This is a genomic window from Halanaerobacter jeridensis (assembly GCF_016908315.1).
Taxonomy (GTDB): Bacteria; Bacillota; Halanaerobiia; order Halobacteroidales; family Halobacteroidaceae; genus Halanaerobacter; species Halanaerobacter jeridensis.
In genome coordinates, this window is record NZ_JAFBDQ010000014.1 from 16,687 (window position 1) to 34,350 (window position 17,664).

Annotated in this window: 19 protein-coding genes and 1 pseudogene; 6 read left to right on the forward strand and 14 right to left on the reverse strand. The window is 32.1% G+C overall.

Annotated features, from left to right (window positions below; genetic code table 11):
• Positions 1-109: 109 nt before the first annotated feature.
• A complete protein-coding gene (locus tag JOC47_RS11920; protein ID WP_204702309.1) occupies positions 110-517 on the reverse strand; it encodes an RrF2 family transcriptional regulator in 408 nt (135 codons plus the stop codon).
• 178 nt (positions 518-695) lie between these two features.
• On the opposite strand from JOC47_RS11920, the gene JOC47_RS11925 reads away from it, so the two are divergent.
• On the forward strand, positions 696-1,181 hold the full coding sequence (locus JOC47_RS11925) for a ferritin-like domain-containing protein (protein ID WP_204702310.1): 486 nt from the start codon (positions 696-698) through the stop codon (positions 1,179-1,181).
• A gap of 59 nt (positions 1,182-1,240) precedes the next feature.
• Here the strand turns inward: JOC47_RS11925 and JOC47_RS11930 are convergent, their stop codons facing one another.
• The 4 genes from JOC47_RS11930 to JOC47_RS15795 form a co-directional block, all read right to left on the reverse strand.
• Complete coding sequence (locus JOC47_RS11930) at positions 1,241-1,789, reverse strand: Spy/CpxP family protein refolding chaperone (protein ID WP_204702311.1); 549 nt, start codon at positions 1,787-1,789, stop codon at positions 1,241-1,243.
• A gap of 193 nt (positions 1,790-1,982) precedes the next feature.
• Positions 1,983-2,222 carry a cold-shock protein gene (locus JOC47_RS15555; RefSeq protein WP_338035352.1) on the reverse strand — a complete coding sequence of 80 codons (240 nt, stop codon included), beginning with the start codon at positions 2,220-2,222 and terminating at the stop codon, positions 1,983-1,985.
• Between the two features lie 187 nt (positions 2,223-2,409).
• Positions 2,410-3,174 carry an ABC transporter permease gene (locus JOC47_RS11940; RefSeq protein WP_204702313.1) on the reverse strand — a complete coding sequence of 255 codons (765 nt, stop codon included), beginning with the start codon at positions 3,172-3,174 and terminating at the stop codon, positions 2,410-2,412.
• A complete protein-coding gene (locus JOC47_RS15795; RefSeq protein ID WP_204702314.1) occupies positions 3,167-4,090 on the reverse strand; it encodes an ATP-binding cassette domain-containing protein in 924 nt (307 codons plus the stop codon). Before JOC47_RS15795 ends, JOC47_RS11940 begins: the two co-directional genes overlap by 8 nt.
• Before the next feature lie 349 nt (positions 4,091-4,439).
• Here JOC47_RS15795 and JOC47_RS11950 point away from each other — a divergent pair, with 349 nt between their 5' ends.
• Both JOC47_RS11950 and JOC47_RS15985 read left to right on the forward strand, forming a co-directional pair.
• Positions 4,440-4,766, forward strand: a complete 327-nt coding sequence (locus tag JOC47_RS11950) for a YbjQ family protein (RefSeq protein ID WP_204702315.1) — start codon at positions 4,440-4,442, stop codon at positions 4,764-4,766.
• Positions 4,753-4,860, forward strand: a pseudogene (locus tag JOC47_RS15985) (aldehyde dehydrogenase family protein); the annotation flags it as partial. The gene JOC47_RS11950 and the pseudogene JOC47_RS15985, both read left to right, overlap by 14 nt.
• A gap of 30 nt (positions 4,861-4,890) precedes the next feature.
• Here JOC47_RS15985 and JOC47_RS11960 read toward each other — a convergent pair.
• The 6 genes from JOC47_RS11960 to JOC47_RS11985 all read right to left on the reverse strand — a co-directional run bounded on the left by JOC47_RS11960 (position 4,891) and on the right by JOC47_RS11985 (position 10,080).
• Positions 4,891-5,829: a nitronate monooxygenase gene (locus tag JOC47_RS11960; protein WP_204702316.1), complete on the reverse strand. Its 939-nt coding sequence runs from the start codon at positions 5,827-5,829 to the stop codon at positions 4,891-4,893.
• 302 nt (positions 5,830-6,131) lie between these two features.
• The gene (locus tag JOC47_RS11965) at positions 6,132-6,641 is read right to left on the reverse strand and encodes a flavin reductase family protein (RefSeq protein WP_204702317.1); all 510 of its coding nucleotides are present in this window, start codon (positions 6,639-6,641) and stop codon (positions 6,132-6,134) included.
• Positions 6,642-6,944: 303 nt separating this feature from the next.
• Positions 6,945-7,463, reverse strand: coding sequence for a ferritin (locus tag JOC47_RS11970; protein WP_204702318.1), 519 nt, complete (start codon positions 7,461-7,463; stop codon positions 6,945-6,947).
• A gap of 95 nt (positions 7,464-7,558) precedes the next feature.
• Positions 7,559-8,038, reverse strand: coding sequence for a 23S rRNA (pseudouridine(1915)-N(3))-methyltransferase RlmH (gene rlmH, locus JOC47_RS11975; RefSeq protein ID WP_204702319.1), 480 nt, complete (start codon positions 8,036-8,038; stop codon positions 7,559-7,561).
• Positions 8,039-8,069: 31 nt separating this feature from the next.
• Positions 8,070-9,236 carry a S1C family serine protease gene (locus tag JOC47_RS11980; RefSeq protein WP_204702320.1) on the reverse strand — a complete coding sequence of 389 codons (1,167 nt, stop codon included), beginning with the start codon at positions 9,234-9,236 and terminating at the stop codon, positions 8,070-8,072.
• Between the two features lie 16 nt (positions 9,237-9,252).
• Positions 9,253-10,080 (reverse strand): MBL fold metallo-hydrolase, encoded by an 828-nt coding sequence (locus JOC47_RS11985; RefSeq protein WP_338035351.1) that lies wholly within the window; start codon positions 10,078-10,080, stop codon positions 9,253-9,255.
• A gap of 339 nt (positions 10,081-10,419) precedes the next feature.
• Here JOC47_RS11985 and JOC47_RS11990 point away from each other — a divergent pair, with 339 nt between their 5' ends.
• The gene (locus JOC47_RS11990) at positions 10,420-11,199 is read left to right on the forward strand and encodes a CheR family methyltransferase (RefSeq protein WP_239551185.1); all 780 of its coding nucleotides are present in this window, start codon (positions 10,420-10,422) and stop codon (positions 11,197-11,199) included.
• 108 nt (positions 11,200-11,307) lie between these two features.
• Here the strand turns inward: JOC47_RS11990 and JOC47_RS11995 are convergent, their stop codons facing one another.
• From JOC47_RS11995 to JOC47_RS12005, 3 genes are all read right to left on the reverse strand, one after another.
• Entirely contained in the window at positions 11,308-12,927 is a 1,620-nt protein-coding gene (locus JOC47_RS11995; RefSeq protein ID WP_204702321.1) for a methyl-accepting chemotaxis protein, read from the reverse strand.
• 314 nt (positions 12,928-13,241) lie between these two features.
• On the reverse strand, positions 13,242-14,915 hold the full coding sequence (hflX, locus tag JOC47_RS12000) for a GTPase HflX (RefSeq protein ID WP_239551187.1): 1,674 nt from the start codon (positions 14,913-14,915) through the stop codon (positions 13,242-13,244).
• A gap of 167 nt (positions 14,916-15,082) precedes the next feature.
• The gene (locus tag JOC47_RS12005) at positions 15,083-15,712 is read right to left on the reverse strand and encodes a redox-sensing transcriptional repressor Rex (protein WP_204702322.1); all 630 of its coding nucleotides are present in this window, start codon (positions 15,710-15,712) and stop codon (positions 15,083-15,085) included.
• A 253-nt stretch (positions 15,713-15,965) separates the two neighbouring features.
• On the opposite strand from JOC47_RS12005, the gene lgt reads away from it, so the two are divergent.
• Together lgt and JOC47_RS12015 are read left to right on the forward strand one after the other, a co-directional pair.
• The gene (gene lgt / locus JOC47_RS12010; RefSeq protein WP_204702323.1) at positions 15,966-16,757 is read left to right on the forward strand and encodes a prolipoprotein diacylglyceryl transferase; all 792 of its coding nucleotides are present in this window, start codon (positions 15,966-15,968) and stop codon (positions 16,755-16,757) included.
• Positions 16,754-17,662 (forward strand): P1 family peptidase, encoded by a 909-nt coding sequence (locus JOC47_RS12015; protein ID WP_204702324.1) that lies wholly within the window; start codon positions 16,754-16,756, stop codon positions 17,660-17,662. Before lgt ends, JOC47_RS12015 begins: the two co-directional genes overlap by 4 nt.
• The last annotated feature ends 2 nt before the right edge of the window (positions 17,663-17,664 follow it).

Below are 17,664 nucleotides of genomic sequence, written 5' to 3' on the forward strand. Positions count from 1 at the left end.
TTAAACTGTCTTTTGAGGGTTTGACTTTATGAATTTGACTCATTACTAATTACTCTTTACTCGTTACTATAAGTGTACTAAATTGGTATACTTTAATCTAAAAAAAGAGTTACTCTGCTAATAATTTAGCAAAAGTATACTCTTTTAATTTATCAGTAATTGTTTCACGCACATCATATAAAGCATGATGAATGCGGCACGTATCTGCTCCTTGTTTGTTACAAGCTTCAGGCTCTACTAAACAGCGATTAACTTCAATTGGCCCTTCTACTGCCTCTACTACATCTAGTAAAGTAACATCTGCTGGGTCTTTAGCCAAAGCATAACCACCATATTTACCACGATAAGATTCAATAATATCAGTTTGTGCTAATTTGCGAAATGTTTTTAGTAAAAATCTTTTCGGAATATTCTCTACTTCTGAAATAGTCTGCGCATCAACTCTATTACCTACTCCCTGCTTGGCTAAATACAGCACAGCCCTAAATGCATAGTCACTAGCTTGACTCAGTTTCATTAATTTTCCTCCTAATTGATTGTGAAAACTAACACATTATCTACAGTTTAAATTATACTGGATTAGTATACTTATGTCAAATTAAATTTAAATATGATTGATTAATCTCTCATAATAAATTATAATTATATTGACAATTGTTTCAAATCTTAGTTTTGCTAAAAAAAGGAGGCAAAATATGAACGCTAAATTTAATTCTTTAGAAATTTTAAAAATGGCCATTAATGTAGAAGAAGATGGAGAGCATTTTTATGAAAAATGTGTAGAAGCTAATTCGGAGCCAGAGGTTAAACGTATTTTCAGTAAATTAGCTGAGCAAGAACGGGAACACCGCAATTATTTCAAAGAATTATTAAAAGAATTTGATGAAGCAGATGAATCTATATCTAGAGATTACTTATATGAGGATTTAACTGGAGATTATCTAAAATCAATAGTAGATGAGCAAATCTTCCCTAAAGAAGAAAAAGCAACAGATGATATTGCTGCTCATTTGGGGGAAGCTCTTGATATTGGTATTAAAGCAGAAAAAAATTCTATTTTACTTTATCAAGAATTAATGAAAAATGAAGCAGATGAGCAAACTACTGCAGCATTAAAAAAACTTATTGAAGAAGAAAAATCTCATCTAGTAAAATTAAAAAATCTAAAAAGCTATATCTAAAGACCAACAGGCAACCTCTTAGGTCAAGAGGTTGCCTGTTTATATTTAATATATTTTATTTAATATCTCATACCTGGGCCAAATCCACCTCTATGATGCCCTCTATTAGCTCTAGGTCCTCTTTTGCCAGTTCTCCCAACTCCTCTTCGACCTCTACGACCAAAACTTCCTAAATCTTCACATTCTTCTAACTGTTCAGTAGTCAAAATATTTCTCATTTCTAAGCGATGTTCCATTCTTAGATCTGCTAATTGAGTTCGTAATTGATTAACTTCTTGCTGTAAATTCATAATTTCATCTTTATTTGCTGTACTATCAAAATACATTTCTCGTAACTCTTCTCTCTTATCTTCCCGATCGTCTCTAAGATCATATTGTTGATCAAAATATTCATCTCGTAACTCTTCCATTTTTTCTACTTGTTCTTCAGATAAATTCAATCTTTCCTGCCAAGTCATTCTATTTTGCTGAAATTGATTATTTCTACCTTGAGTACGATAGCCTTGCTGTCCCCCAGCTTTTGGCCCTTGACCTGAATAAGCAACTGCTAAAGCCGAAACACCAATTACCAATGAAAGTACTAATACTAAACTAACAATCTTTTTCATCTTTATCTCCTCCTGAAATTTTAATTTTCTTTTTTATCCTACATCTATAGTATAATATTAAAATATTAAGAAAGTATTAAGAAAGAAACAAAAAAATATTAAATCACAAAAAATAAAAAAACACCCTAGCTAGAAAACTAGCCTGGGTGTTTTGACGATCTCTATTAAGTTACAGTAACAAACTGCAATTAATTTATAATTTAGTTACATTCTCTGCTTGTAGACCTTTTTCAGTTTCAACAATTTCAAATTGAACTTCTTTACCTTCTTCTAGGTCTTTAAATCCGTCTTCTTGAATTGCAGAGAAATGAACAAAAACGTCGTCGCCATCTTCTTGTTCAATGAAACCATAACCTTTCTCACTGTCAAACCATTTAACATTACCTGTTGCTTTGTCTCCTGCAACATCATTTTCTGCTACTTCTTGATTCACTTCCTCAACATCTTCTTCTTCAACAACACCAGCATCTGCAAATGCATCGCCTAAATTATTCATCAATATCTACCTCCATGAAACTTATTTTAAGATTTCTATCTTAACCAATTGTAATACTATCATTGTAAACCTAATTTGTCAAACAATATAAAGAAAAGAAATTAATCCATTTTTATCTGGAAAATTAATCCTTGATCTTATATCCTATTTTAAAGAGATAAGTAGTTAAAAAGAATAAGACAATAAATAACGTCCCCACTATAGTGATAGATAACGATAATTTAGCATCTGAAATACCCACAAAAGCATAACGAGCCATATCTATCATATAAAAAACTGGATTGAATAAAGAAACTTTACTCCAAATCCCAGGTAAATTTTTAACTGAATAAAAAACTCCACTTAAAAAAGTTAAAGGAGTAATAAAAAAGTTAGAAAAAATAGAAATATGGTCAAATTTTTCGGCCCATAATCCCGCAATAATCCCAAATAAAGAAAAAATACCTGAAATTAAAAAAGAAAATAAAATAAATAATCCCACTGAATAAACTGCTCCACTATAGAAGAAAGTGGCTATTAAATAAATAGCTAATCCTACTACTAACCCTCTTGCAATACCACCAATCATTAATCCTAAAGTTAACTGCATATAAGAAAAAGGCGCTAATAACAAATCCACAATTGAACCTTGATACTTAGCTACAATCAAAGAGGATGAAGTATTAGCAAAAGAATTCTGAATTAAACTCATCATAATTAACCCCGGCACAATAAATTTAATATAATCAATGCCGTATTCTGCGACTTCACGACTGCGAAAAGAATAAGAAAATATAATCAAATATAGACTAGTAGAAATCAAAGGCGCAAATACAGTCTGAATTGCTACCTTTGAAAAACGCCAAATCTCTCTTTTTACTAAACTATAAAAAGTTATTAAATCACTCATTTTCTTCACCACCTAGACTAGTTAATTTCATAAATACATCCTCTAATTTAGCACTGTTCACATCAATATCTACTATTTCCAAACTAGAATTTTGAATTTTATCTAATAGAGAAATAACATTCCCTCTCGTAGTTTCTAATTTTAGTTTATTAGTATCTGTCCATTCAATATTAGCAGCAGTAGGAAATAATTCTTCAATATTATTAGGTTTATGCTGCAATTTAACTTCAATCACTTTCTTATCAATTCTTTTAATTAATTCTTCTTTTTGATCAACAGCTACCACTCGACCTTTATTTAAAATAGCAATCCTATCACATAACTGCTCGGCTTCTTCTAAATAATGAGTAGTTAAAATAATAGTTTTACCCTGCTCATTTAACTTAATCACATAATCCCATAAAGATTTCCTTAGTTCTACATCCACTCCAGCTGTAGGTTCATCAAGCACAATTATATCTGGATCATGTACTAAAGCCTTAGCAATCAATAATCTCCGCTTCATACCTCCTGATAATCCCCTAATATTAGTATCTTCTTTATACTTTAATCCTAAAGCATCTAAGACTTCATCAATTCGTTCTCCATTATCCTTAACTCCAAAGTAGCCTGATTGAATCTCTAATGTCTCTCGTACATTAAAATAAGGATCAAAGACAACCTCCTGAGGCACAATCCCTAATGATTTTTTAGTTTTCCTATAATTTTGCACTACATCATTCCCTAACACTGTTACTTGTCCACTATCTTTATTTACTAATCCACCTAAGACACCAATTAAAGTACTCTTTCCAGCCCCGTTAGGACCTAATAAACCAAAAAATTCACCTTGCTCTATAGTTAGATTAACATCTTCTAGAGCTCGAACATCACCATAACTTTTATTTACATTTTCTATTTCAATTGCTTTGTTCACCGCAATCACTCCTTTATTTTGCACTAATAATAATGATAACTACTTTGTAAGAAATAATCAAGTATCTATATAAAGCTTCACTTTCAGTGAAACTTTATAGCTAGAAGTAAGTAGCTAGGAGCTAGTAGTTAAAAACATAAAATCAAATTTGAAACCTAAAACATTAACCTAGTATTCAATAATTCCAAGCTATGAACTATTTTTTTGGGTTTTGAATTTACTACTAGCTACTAGCTTTTATCTACTAGCTAGTGGCACGATAGTGCCACTTTATATAGATAATAATTTCTTTAATGAAGGGAATTATAATCATAATCTAGAATTATTTAATAATCAAGGAGTGATACAAATGCTAATTACTAATAATGACCAAATTCCTGAACAAGAAATTTCTCAAAACCTAGGCTTAGTCAAAGGAAATACCATTCGGGCTAAGCATCTTGGTAATGATATCTTAGCTGCTTTAAGAAATTTAATTGGTGGTGAGGTGAAAGGCTATACTAAAATGATTAGCGAAGCACGCAATCAAGCAATTGAAAGAATGAAGAAAGAAGCTAGTAGAAAAGATGCTGATGCTGTAATTAATGTTCGCTTTACTACTTCACAGGTTATGAGTGGAGCAGCTGAAATATTAGTTTATGGTACAGCAGTTAAATTAAAGCCTAATTCCAGTTGAACTAGAATTAGGCGGTAAAAGTCCTATGATTGTATTTAGTGATGCTGATTTGGATAGAGCAGTTGAAGCAGCAGTTTATGGAGCTTTCAACAATTAAGGTCAATGCTGACGTTCAAACATTAAACTAAATAAATTTCTGTGCAGTTGATAAAGCTTCTCCAGCATCATTTACAATTGTTCTAATAATTTCTGAACAAGATTTTATCTCTTTAATCGTTTTAAGACTTTGGCCTGCTTGTACAAATCCCCAATCTACATCTCCTTCTTGAGGAGCAATTCGACTAGTTCCTTCTACTAGTTCTTCTAAAGTAGATAGGGATTCACATTTTTGCTCTAATTCTAAGTATTTTTCTGCTAATGAATTATTGATTCCGCGCACTGGATGACCTGTTATTAGACCTGTTACAACAGTATCAGTATCATCGGCTGCAATAATTTCTTGTTTTGCTTTAGGATGAGCGTTACATTCTTCTGAAGCATAAAATCTTGTTCCCATTTGCACTCCCGAAACTCCCATTACTAGGGCAGCTGCTAAACCTCTTCCATCTGCAAATCCTCCAGCAGCTATTACTGGTATATCTACTTCAGGAATAACCTGAGTCATCAAGGACATAGTACTTAGATTACCAATATGCCCTCCAGCTTCCATTCCTTCTATGATTATAGCATCTGCACCATTATCAGCAACTCTTTTAGCTAATTTAACATTTGGTACCACAGGAATAACCTTTACTCCTGCATCATGCAACTTTTCGAAATAAGGCAAAGGATTTCCAGCTCCTAAAGTAGCATATTCAACTCCCGCTTCACAAACTACATCTACTATTTGCTCACTATTATCTGCCATCAACATGATATTAACCCCAAAAGGTTGATCAGTTAGCTCTTCTGCAGTTTGAATTTCATTTTTAACCCACTGGGCTTCTCTTCCTGCTGCAGCTATTGTACCAGCTCCTCCTGCCTCAGATACAGCAGCTGCTAATTCACCATCAGCTACCCACGCCATTGCTCCTTGTACAATTGGATATTCAATTCCTAATAATTCAGTTAATTTTGTTTGCATTATTTATCCCTCCACATTAATTATTTTATCTCTTACTTGTTAGCCTGACAAAGTAACCATCGGCATTCCACCGCCAGGATTAAATATTCCGCCAACAAAAAGATTATCAGAATTAGCACTCATTATTGATAATATACCATAAAATAGTTTTAAATTCCTGGATTGAGTTTAAAATAATTTAATTTTCTACAAGTTACAAATTTTTTATCATCTTTTAGTTAATAAGATGAATTTCAATTTTTCTCATACTTTCACTCAAAATAAAACACCCACTATAATTCTATAGCGGGTGTGGAATCTAATTATTCTTCTTTATGACAAGAAACTATTTCTCCAAAATAAAACATATGATATCCTTCATCAGAGGAATACCACTCCTCATCAAGCGCTGGATCTAAGTTATCAGGATCCATCTTTTGTTTGAATCTTAACTTACATTCATAATGTACATCACAACCATTAATTAAAGGACTTTCAATTTCTTTAGCCTTAGTAGTATTTAAATCACATTCACTAAATTTATCATGCTCTCGACCAGATTTACTACCACAAAACGCTAATTCTTCTTTCATAGCATCTGCAAAAGGAATACTAACTGTAAATTGATTAGTAGTTTCAAGTAGTTCATAAGTATATCTAGAATCACGAACCATTGCTATAAATACCGGCTTCCCCCACATATAACTAATACTACCCCAGCCAATAGTCATTGTATTAAGGTCATCTTCAGTTTTAACTGTTAAAAAAGCACCACTATCAGCAATAGCATCTAAAGCTTCTTCAGCAAATTGATTATACTCAATTTTTTTCATATTTTAGCCCCCTATGTATTGTTTTGCTTCTGTTAAATTATATGCAACAAAGTAATGAAATATCTATATAAAGCTTCACTTTATAGCTAGAAGTAAATAGCTAGGAGCCAGTAGTTAAAAACATAAAATCAAATTCAAACCCTAAAACATTAACCTAGTATTCAATAATTCAAAGCTATGAACTGTTTTTTGGTTTTGAATTTACTACTAGCTACTAGCTTTTATCTACTAGCTAGTGGCACGATAGTGCCACTTTATATAGAAAAACTGTGTGACAAAACGCCACACAGCAAAAGTATATTTTTAAACTTCCTCAGCATCTTGAGGCTTAGTAAATGTTCGTTGACCTAATTCACTATCTAACATAAATAAACCATTACTATTATCACTTAAGCGGTTTAATTTATTTAAGATAGCTTCCATACTGTCTTCTTCTTCTACTTGTTCATCTACAAACCAATTTAAAAAGCTAACTGTAGCATACTCACTTTCTTCTTGCGCCAAGTCCATTAGTTCATAAATTCTTCTTGTCACTTCTTTCTCATGCTCTAAAGCAGTTTCAAAAACCTCAGTTAAAGATTCAAATTCATTCTGTGGTTTGCTTATCTCACCAAATTTAGCTCGGCCACCTTTTTCATTAATGAAATTATAAAACTTTTCCGCATGAAATCTTTCTTCTTCAGCCTGTACCCAAAAGAAATGAGAAAATCCATCTAAGTCTTCTTCCTGACAATAACCAGCCATTGCTAAGTAATAATGCGCTGATAAAAGTTCAAAATTCATCTGTTCATTTAAAGCAGCTTCTAATTTGTCAGATAACATATTAATTCCCCCTTCTCTCTTCTTAGTTGTTTTTTACTATCCAAGTATATTTTATCTTAAATCACTAAATTAATCAAAAGAATTTCAATTTTTAACTACAGATGATACGGTTCATTATTTTTAATTTTAAAAGCTCGATAAATCTGCTCTAATAAAATCAAGCGAATCATTTGATGAGTAAATGTCAGATGAGAAAAAGTAAGTAACCGGTCTGCTGCTTTTTTTACATTCTCATGTAATCCTAAGGCCCCACCAATAACAAATTCGATACTACTATAACCTTGCACTTGTAAATTATTAATTGATTTAGCCAACCCTTCCGAACTCATTGGCTTACCATTAGGATCTAAAACAATTGTATAAGCTCGACCATCTAAAGCAGAAATAATCCGTTCTCCTTCAGTCTTTTTAATCTTATCCATTTCTTTTTGACTCAAATTATTATTTATTCGTTCATCATCGACTTCTATTACTTCTAAATTACAGTATCTTTGTAGACGCTTAGAAAATTCACTAATTCCTTCTTTAGCATAATTCTGTTTTATCTTTCCTACTGCAACAATTCTAATATCCATATTCAATCCCTTTCCTTTAAGCTAATTCTAATTATTTCTTTTTAATCTCCTGCGGACGTTCTTCTAGTACTAAATTAAATTCTTTTATATGTTCTTTACGCTGTACCTTTATTATAATCTTATCTCCTACATTGTAGTTTTTCAACAGCTCTTTTAATTTCTTCATACTACTAACCTTTGTTCCTGCTAAACTAATAATAATATCATCTTTTCGCAACCCAGATTCCCAGGCTGGTCCCGAGTGAATAACTTTAGAAATAAAGACCCCGAATGACTTTTTCAATCCATATTGCCCAGCTAATTCAGGGGTCACCGTACCACCATAAATACCAATCCACGGTCGAACAATTTGCCCCTTTTCAATTAACTCGCCAGCAATTTGACGAGCTCGATTAATAGGAATAGCAAACCCTAAACCCTGCGCATCACTTATGATTGCAGTATTAATACCAATAATTTCACCTTGGCTATTTAATAAAGCACCACCACTATTGCCAGGATTGATAGCTGCATCAGTTTGAATCATATTTTCTAATCTAACCCCTGAACCAGTCACTAAATTTCTATTTAAAGCACTAATCACACCTGTAGTCACAGTATTAGAAAAACCATAGGGATTGCCAATTGCTACCGCCATTTGACCAACTTGTAATTGTTGAGAATTTCCTAATTCAAGCTGGGGCAGTTCTTTTTTAGCATCTATTTTAATTACTGCTAAATCAGTCACAGGATCTCTACCAACTACTTGTCCTTGGTATTCTCCCTGCTCATCAGCTAAAACAACTGTAATTTGGTCTACATTCTTTACTACATGGTCATTAGTAATTATATAACCTTCTTGATTAAAAACCACTCCTGACCCTTCTGCAGTCATTTCTTGCCGCTGTTGATAATGAAAAAAATCATAAATTATCTTGGATTTTTTAGTTGTTATTTTTACAATTCCTGGGCCAACTTCTTGCACTATGGAAGTTACTATTTCTTCTTGGGGAGTACGATTAGCAGAATATATAATTTCTTCCTGTTTCGAATCATCAATCATTTCTTCCTGTGGTTGGGATTGTTGTGGAGCCGGTCGAAACAAATTCATATTTTGTGAGCTAAATAACAGATATAAAAATAATATTCCACTCACCACTATAGTTAGAATAATCAAATATCCTTTAATATCACTTTGCTGCTGATAATCATCAAGCATTCATCTCACTCCTATTTTACTCGATAGTAAACAAGGGACTCACTTCATCTTGATGAGCAAAACTCAATTCTAAATCTGTTCCTAATTCAATATCAGCTTCAATTAACATATTCTTAATTGTTAAAAAAGCTAATTCAGGAACATTATTATCTTGACTTAAATGAGCTAATAATATACGTTGAACTGAATTTTGAGCCAATTCCACAGCAAAAGCAGCTGCATCATCATTAGATAGATGTCCTTCTTCACCCATAATTCGTTTTTTTAAATGCCAAGGATAAGGACCAATTTTTAACATCTCTAGATCATGATTAGATTCTAAAACTACTAAGTCAGACCCCTTTACATGCTCTTGTACTTCTGGAGTTATCTCTCCAGTATCAGTGGCTACAGCAATTTGGGCAGAAGATGACTTAATTCTGTAACCTACTGGTTCTTGAGCATCATGAGAAATAGCAAAAGGTCGAATTTTACAATCCCCAAGGGTGAATTCTTTCTGCTTGATTTCTTTTTGCTGTGAACCTTTGATATTGCCTATTTTCTCTTCTGCTTTGGCCCATGTTCCAGCCGTTGCATAAATTGGAATATCACATTTTCTTGCTAAGACTCCTACTCCATGAACATGATCATTATGCTCATGAGTAACAAGAATCAAATCTATATCTTCTACTTGGCGATCAATTTTTTCTAAACGACGATTAATTGCTTTACCACTTAATCCAGCATCTATTAAAATCTTTTTTTCTTCAGACTCAATATATATTGAATTACCAGAACTTCCACTTGCTAAAGCACTAACTTTTAAAGTAATTATAATCACTCCTTTTTCTATATAAAGTTTCACTTTCAGTGAAACTTTATAGCTAGAAGTAAGTAGCTAGGAGCTAGTAGTTAAAAACATAAAATCACATTCAAAACCTAAAACATTAACCTAGTATTCAATAATTCAAAACTATGAACTGTTTTTTTTGGTTTTGAATTTACTACTAGCTACTAGCTTTTATCTACTAGCTAGTAGCACGATAGTGCCACTTTATATAGATTAATTATTAAAAAAACTTTAAATCTAAATCAGAATGTAATAAAATATATTTGCAAGTTACATTTTATTAGATTTCCGACGGTTTATAAAGAAAAAAATAAATTTTATTAAATAAAATGAATTATTCTAGGGGGAGCAGCAATGTCTAATATAAATTTTGATGAATTTAAAAATAAGGTATCACGCATTATTAATATTGACCTTAGCAGTTATAAAGAAAAGAGAGTTGAAAGGCGTAGCAAGAACTTAATGCGCAAGTATAATATCGACAATTATAGTGATTATGTCAGTAAGATTAGAAATGATATGCAATTTAGACAAGAATTTATTGAACACATGATGATCAATACCTCAGAATTTTTTCGGAATCCAGAAAATTATGAATTTTTACAAAATAAAATACTACCTGAACTATTTGATAAGCATAACAAAGTTAAAATTTGGAGCGCTGCTTCATCTAATGGTTGTGAAGCATATACAGTGGCTATTATTTTAAACGAATTAAATATTAAAGCAAATCGTTATCAATTAAAGGCTACTGATATAGATCCTGGTATTCTCAAAGAAGCTAGGGAAGGAAAATATAAAAAAAATGCTCTTAAAAATGTAGATGACCGTTTAATTAACAAATATTTTAATAAGCAGGGTAAATTTTATCACTTAGATTCTAAAATAAAAAGACAAGTTGATTTTAATAGAATCAATCTTTTAGAAGATAGCTATGATTCAAATATCAATCTTATCCTCTGTCGTAATGTATTTATTTACTTTACTAAACCAGTTAAGGATAGATTAACTAATAAATTAAGCAATGCTTTAACTGAAGATGGTATTTTATTCTTAGGGAATACTGAATATTTGTTACAACCACGTAAATTTAATTTAGAAAAAATACACACATCTTTTTATCGTAAAACTTAAATAAAAATGGGCTAAAGCCCATTTAGTAATTAGTGATGAGTAACAAGTAAAGAGAAAAACATTAAAAGTATAAAAAAAGAGAAGGCATTAGCCTTCTCTTTTAGCTATTTATACTTCAAATTGAGAGATAATCTTTTCTAATTTATTCGCTTTATCATCAACTTCTTTATAAATATCTCTAACCGAATTAGAAATTTCATCTAAATCATCCACTACACTAGCTACTTGATTCGAACCCTCTGCTAAATCTTGAGTAGCATGGCTAGTCTCTTCTATCTCTAAAGCTGTTTCATTAGTAGCTTCTTTAATTCCTCTAAAAGCCTTACCTGCTTTATTAATAACTTTTTCTCCTGCTTGTACTTCTGCAGTTCCTTCCTTAATCGTTGTTACAGCACATTTTGTTCCAGCTTGAGTTTCTTCAATCAAGCCTCTAATATCTTTAGCTGCTGCAGCAGATTGAGAAGCTAAATCTCTAATTTCTTCTGCTACTACTGCAAATCCTTTGCCTGCTTCGCCTGCTCTAGCTGCTTCGATAGCAGCATTCAGCGCCAATAAATTTGTCTGCTCAGAAATATCCGTAATCAAATCTACTATATTTCCGATTTTCGCAGACTTTTTGTCTAAGTTATTAATTACTTCTACAGATTTTTTAACTGTAGTTTTAATTTTCTTCATTTGCTCAATCACTGATTGAATAGATTCATTACCATCAACAACAATTCCACTTGTTTCATCAGCCATAGTAGCTACTTGCTCTGTACTAGCCGATAATTCTTCTGTTGAAGCAGATATCTTATTTACTTCATCTAAGGTAGAATCCATATCATCAGTTAATTCTTCTAATGTATTTTCTAGCACATCACCAGATTTATTCAAACTAGAAATCACATCTTTAATCTGATAAACCATTTCCGACTGCTTATCCACCATTTCATTAAAGTGTTTGGCCAAATCTCCTAATTCATCTCCGCGCTCAATATCTAAATTAAAGCTAAAATCACCACTAGCTATCCTCTGCATACCATTACTGACTTTTGTAATTGGAGCAGATAAATATCTAGAAAACAAAATAGAAATTACTGCTGCTAATAATATACCACTAGCAATCACCAAAATAACTATATTTCCAACTTTTTTAGCTTCAGAAATCATATCAGCCCTCTTTACTTCTGCTACTAAAATCCAATCTAATCCCGACATTTTACTATAAGCCACTATCCACTTCTGACCATTTTTCATATAACTAGTATAGCCACTTGTCGATACATAAACTAATCCTCCACCTTGAGATTTAATATAACCTAATTTTTCACCTCTATCCTCAAGAATATCATCAAAATAATCTTTTTGAGAATAATCTTTATCTATCTCTTTAGAAAATACTTTTTCTAATTTTTTGCCCTTAGTAACCCGTTCATATAATAAAACCTTTCCTTTACTATCAGTTAAATAAATATTACCTTTAAATAATGGAGCAAATACTTCATTTCGAGTATCTTTTAAATACCTTTCTAATTCTGTCTGTGAACTCATCAAAATCATTAATGGATTAGCATCTGCTAGATTCATATTTGAAATATTATTATAAATAATAGTAGTCATAGAATTCACTGTCTGCCGTGTTAAAATACTCAGTTGTTTCTTTGAAATTTCTAATAAAGAATCTTTAAATTCACTATAAGAAAAGAAACCTAATACTGAAACTGTAACTATGACCATTAAAATCATTATTACCGATAGCTTATTAAAGATACTATTTAAACGAAAATTCTTAACCCCTCTTTTAATTTTACTAAGATTAAATTTACTAATTGGAATCAGCCCCTTATTATAAAAAATTTCATACTAGCTATATACTTATAAATTGTTTATATAATTCATAATTCTGCACTTAAATTTAATTTCCTTCTTTTTATTACTATTTTTTCCTTTATTTCTTTTAAATGATAACCATCAATACAAAAAATAAAAAGAGGAGAGCATAGTAACTATGCTCTCCTCTAGCTATTAATAAATTAAAGTGACTAGAAATTACTTAAAATTTAAAACAAAGGTTCACTCTTTAAAATATAATCTTCTAATTTACTAGCAAGTTTTTTAGAAATTTTAGCTTCTATCTCTATTTCACCTTGCTTATATTCTTCAGTTATTACTTGACCTTGTTGATGTAACTTATCTACCCACTGAGCCTCTTCATAAGGTAAAACTGCTGTAATTTTAACCATGTCATGAGCCACAAATTCGGACATCTTCTCTAATAGCTTATCCTTTCCTGCTCCTGTTAAAGCTGACATGGCTAAACTATTAGGAGTTTGCTGCTGTAGTAATTTCAATTGATTATCATCAACTAAGTCTGCCTTATTAAAAACAGTAATGATCTCTTTATCTAATACTTTTAAGTCTTCTAAAACATCATAAACAACTTGCATCCTATGTTCTAAATTATCATGATTACTATCTACTACATGAATTAACAAATCAGAATCTTTTATTTCTTCTAAGGTAGCTTTAAAAGCTGCTACTAAATCATGAGGTAATTTATTAATAAACCCTACTGTATCGCTCACTACTACTTGACGACCTACCGGTAATTGAATTTTTCTTAAAGTAGAATCAAGAGTAGCAAATAGTTTATCCTTAACTTCTACTTCTGCCCCGGTTAACAAATTAAGTAGTGTAGATTTACCTGCATTAGTATAACCCACTAGTGAAATTACAGGATCACTTCTATCTTGTCTTTGTACTTCTCTAGTCTGTCTTACTTTAACTAATTTTTCTTTTAAACGATGAATCCGTTTTCTGATTCTACGGCGATCAATCTCTAATTTTGTCTCTCCAGGACCTCGAGTACCAATACCTCCTCCTAAGCGAGATAGTTCTTCCCCTTTACCAGTTAACCTCGGCAATAAGTACTCTAATTGGGCTAATTCAACTTGCAATTTCCCTTCTTTAGTATGAGCATGACTAGCAAAAATATCTAAAATAAGTTGAGTTCGGTCTAAAACCTTCACCTCTAAAATTTCTTCTAAATTACTGTGCTGAGCAGGAGTTAATTCATCATCAAAAATAACTACATTAGCCCCTACAGCAAAAATGGTTTTGTTCACTTGAGCTAATTTACCGCGCCCAATATAATAACCAGGGTCAATATTACCTCTTCTCACTTCAATCTTATCTAAAACTTCAACATCAGCAGTCGTAGTTAATCGGGCTAGTTCTTTTAAACTTGCTTTATTCTTCCCGACTAATACTGCTTTTTCTTCTTCATCACTAACTACTACTGTTTCTACTTCTTCTAATTGACCCTCTAATTGCTCTACTTGATATAAATAATTATAATCTAATAAAGTATCTAAATCCATTTTTTCTTTATCAACACCAATAATTCTACCTTGCTCTACTTCCGGAAAGATAACTTGAGCTCTATCTGCTGTCCAATCATAATAAGTTAAATTATCTAAACGATAATGAAGTAATAAATCAATTTTTTCAATACCTGGCAAATAACTATTAAAACTTAAAATCCGCAAACCAGCTAATCGTTTATTACTTTCACGTCTTCGTAAATCAGATAATATATCAGCCGTTAATTGACCTTCAGTCACCTCTACTATTTCACCTTTACGGTTAACTACCAAATTTATTTGACCTTCAGCTAAAGATTTAATAGCAGTAATTAACTCTTTGCTTAACAACCTCTCTTTATCTAATTTCAATTCATTTAAGTCATTGATTTGATCAATAATTTTTTCACCCCCAAAATCAAAAAAGTGGGCTAATGCCCACTTAGATATCCGTTATAAGAATCAGTGGTTAGCAAATAATCTTTAATTATTATGAAGTATGATTTTATTAACAATAAGATGAATTATTAGGACTTACCTTAGTTTTGATTTGATAAATAATAAGTAAGACTAATTAATCCAATTGATAAGTCTTCATTCCTAACTTCTATCTCGTCAGGTACATCTAAACGAACAGGGACAAAATTCCAAATTGCTTTAACACCAGCTTCTATTAATCGATCAGCAATTTGTTGAGCATCTTCATCAGGCACAGCTAAAACAGCAATATTAATATTATTCTCAGTTACTAATTCTTCTAATTCATCTATGTCATGGATCTCAGCATTGCCTAATTTATTACCAATCTTATTTTCGTCAATATCTAAAGCATAATTGATATTTAAGCCTAATTTTTTAAAGCCACCATAATTAACTAATGCTTGCCCTAAATTCCCTGCACCAACTAGCACCAAGTCCCAGCTTTCATTTAAACCTAAAATTCTTTCTAAATTTTTAACTAAATTATCAACTTCATAGCCTACTCCTCTTCTTCCAAATTCACCATAATAGGATAAATCTTTTCTTACTTGAGTGGAAGGAATCCCAATCATTTCTCCTAATTCCTGAGAAGAGATAACTTCTACTTCCTTAGAAGCTAATTTCTGTACACAACGATAATAAAGCGGTAATCTTTCTATTGTTGTAGCAGGTGTTCTTATTTCTGGCATATTTATCATCCTTTCTATTTAATTCTTGAGTAGCAAATAATATTATTAATTTAATATTAAATTCACAAAAGCATTCAATCATTATTATTATTCTGTTAAATCAACTATATCTCCTTTTTTAAAATATATATTTTAAATATATAATATTAATTGGAAAAATTATAAAGTCAATTCTTGACTATTGATATGCTTTATTATAACCTTAAATTTAAGATTATAATAAATAACAACTTAAAGGAGGTAATACCACAAAATGAATTCAAGTTATTTAGATCCTATAGCCATTAAATTTGGTCCTTTTGAAGTATACTGGTACGGACTTATTATGGCTACAGCAGTCTTCTTAGGGTTATTATTAGCAATGAAAGAATCTGAAAGAAGAAATCTCAATCCCGATTTAATGGTCGACTTAGTTATTTCAGTGCTTCCCCTAGCTATTTTAGGTGCTCGAACTTATTATGTGATTTTCGAATGGGGCTATTATGCTCAACATCCCCAAGAAATAATAGCTATTTGGCACGGCGGACTAGCGATTCATGGTGCAATAATCGGTGCTTTAATTGGTGGAATTCTCTTTGCTAAGGTCAAAAATTTATCTTTTTGGAAACTAGCTGATATAGTAGCACCTAGTTTTATACTGGGCCAAGCCATTGGTCGCTGGGGTAATTTTATGAATCAAGAAGCCCACGGCGGAGCAGTTAGTAGAGCTTTTTTAGAAGGGCTTAAACTGCCAAATTGGATTATTGAACAAATGAATATTCAGGGAACTTATTATCACCCTACATTTTTATATGAATCCATTTGGAACATATTAGTCTTTTTATTCCTAACTTTTTATTGGAAAAAACAAGATTTTCTTAAATCAGGTGAAGTCTTCTTAACATACATTAGTCTCTATTCTATTGGACGCTTTTTTATTGAAAATATGAGAACAGATAGCTTAATGTTAGGACAACTTCAAGTAGCACGAGCAATTAGTATTGCTATTATACTGGCATCAATTGCTTTAGCAATTTATAATCGTAAAAAGGAGTTTTTTAAATGAAAAACTACTTAACAGACGTTCCTGGCATTAAAGTGGGTCATGTTAGTAATCAAGAAGCTAAGACTGGTTGTACTGTTATAGTCACCGAAAATGGTGCTACTGCAGGCGTAGATGTTAGAGGAGATGCCCCAGGAACTCGTGAAACAGCACTCTTAGACCCTCTAAAAACTGTTGAACAAATCCATGCCGTATTACTTACCGGCGGCAGTGCTTTTGGTTTAGCAGCTGCTGACGGCGTCATGGCTGCTTTAGAAGAAGACGAAATTGGTTTTGATGTGGGGGTTACTAAGGTTCCAATTGTTCCTGCGGCAGTTATTTTTGATTTAGACCAGGGCCAAGCCGAAGTCCGCCCTGATCACAAAATGGGCTACCAAGCAGTTCAAAACTCATCAACTACAGAACAACGCACCGGCCAAGTTGGCGTTGGAATTGGCTGTAGTGTAGGCAAATTATTAGGTCCACAGCAAGCCAGTCCTGGAGGCCTAGGCAGTGCTAGTTTAAAACTAAATAAAGATACTTACATCAGTGCTTTAGTAGCTGTTAATGCCTTTGGTGATATTCTAGACGACAAAGGGAATATTATTGCTGGCTGCAAAGATGATGACGGTAACTTTATTAATACTTATCAATCTTTACAGAAAGAAGAAATATCAGGTTTTGGCAAGAACACTACCATTGGAGTAGTAGCTACTAATGCTAAATTATCTAAAACCGAAGCTAACAAAGTAGCCCAAGTAGCTCACAATGGTTATGCCAATCATATCAAGCCTGTCCATACTATGCTCGATGGTGATACAATATTTGCTTTAAGTACTGGCCAAAAGGAAATAGAACTTAATTTATTAGCTACAGCCGCTAGTGAAGTAATGGGTCAAGCTATTGTCAATGCAATTGAGAATGTATAATT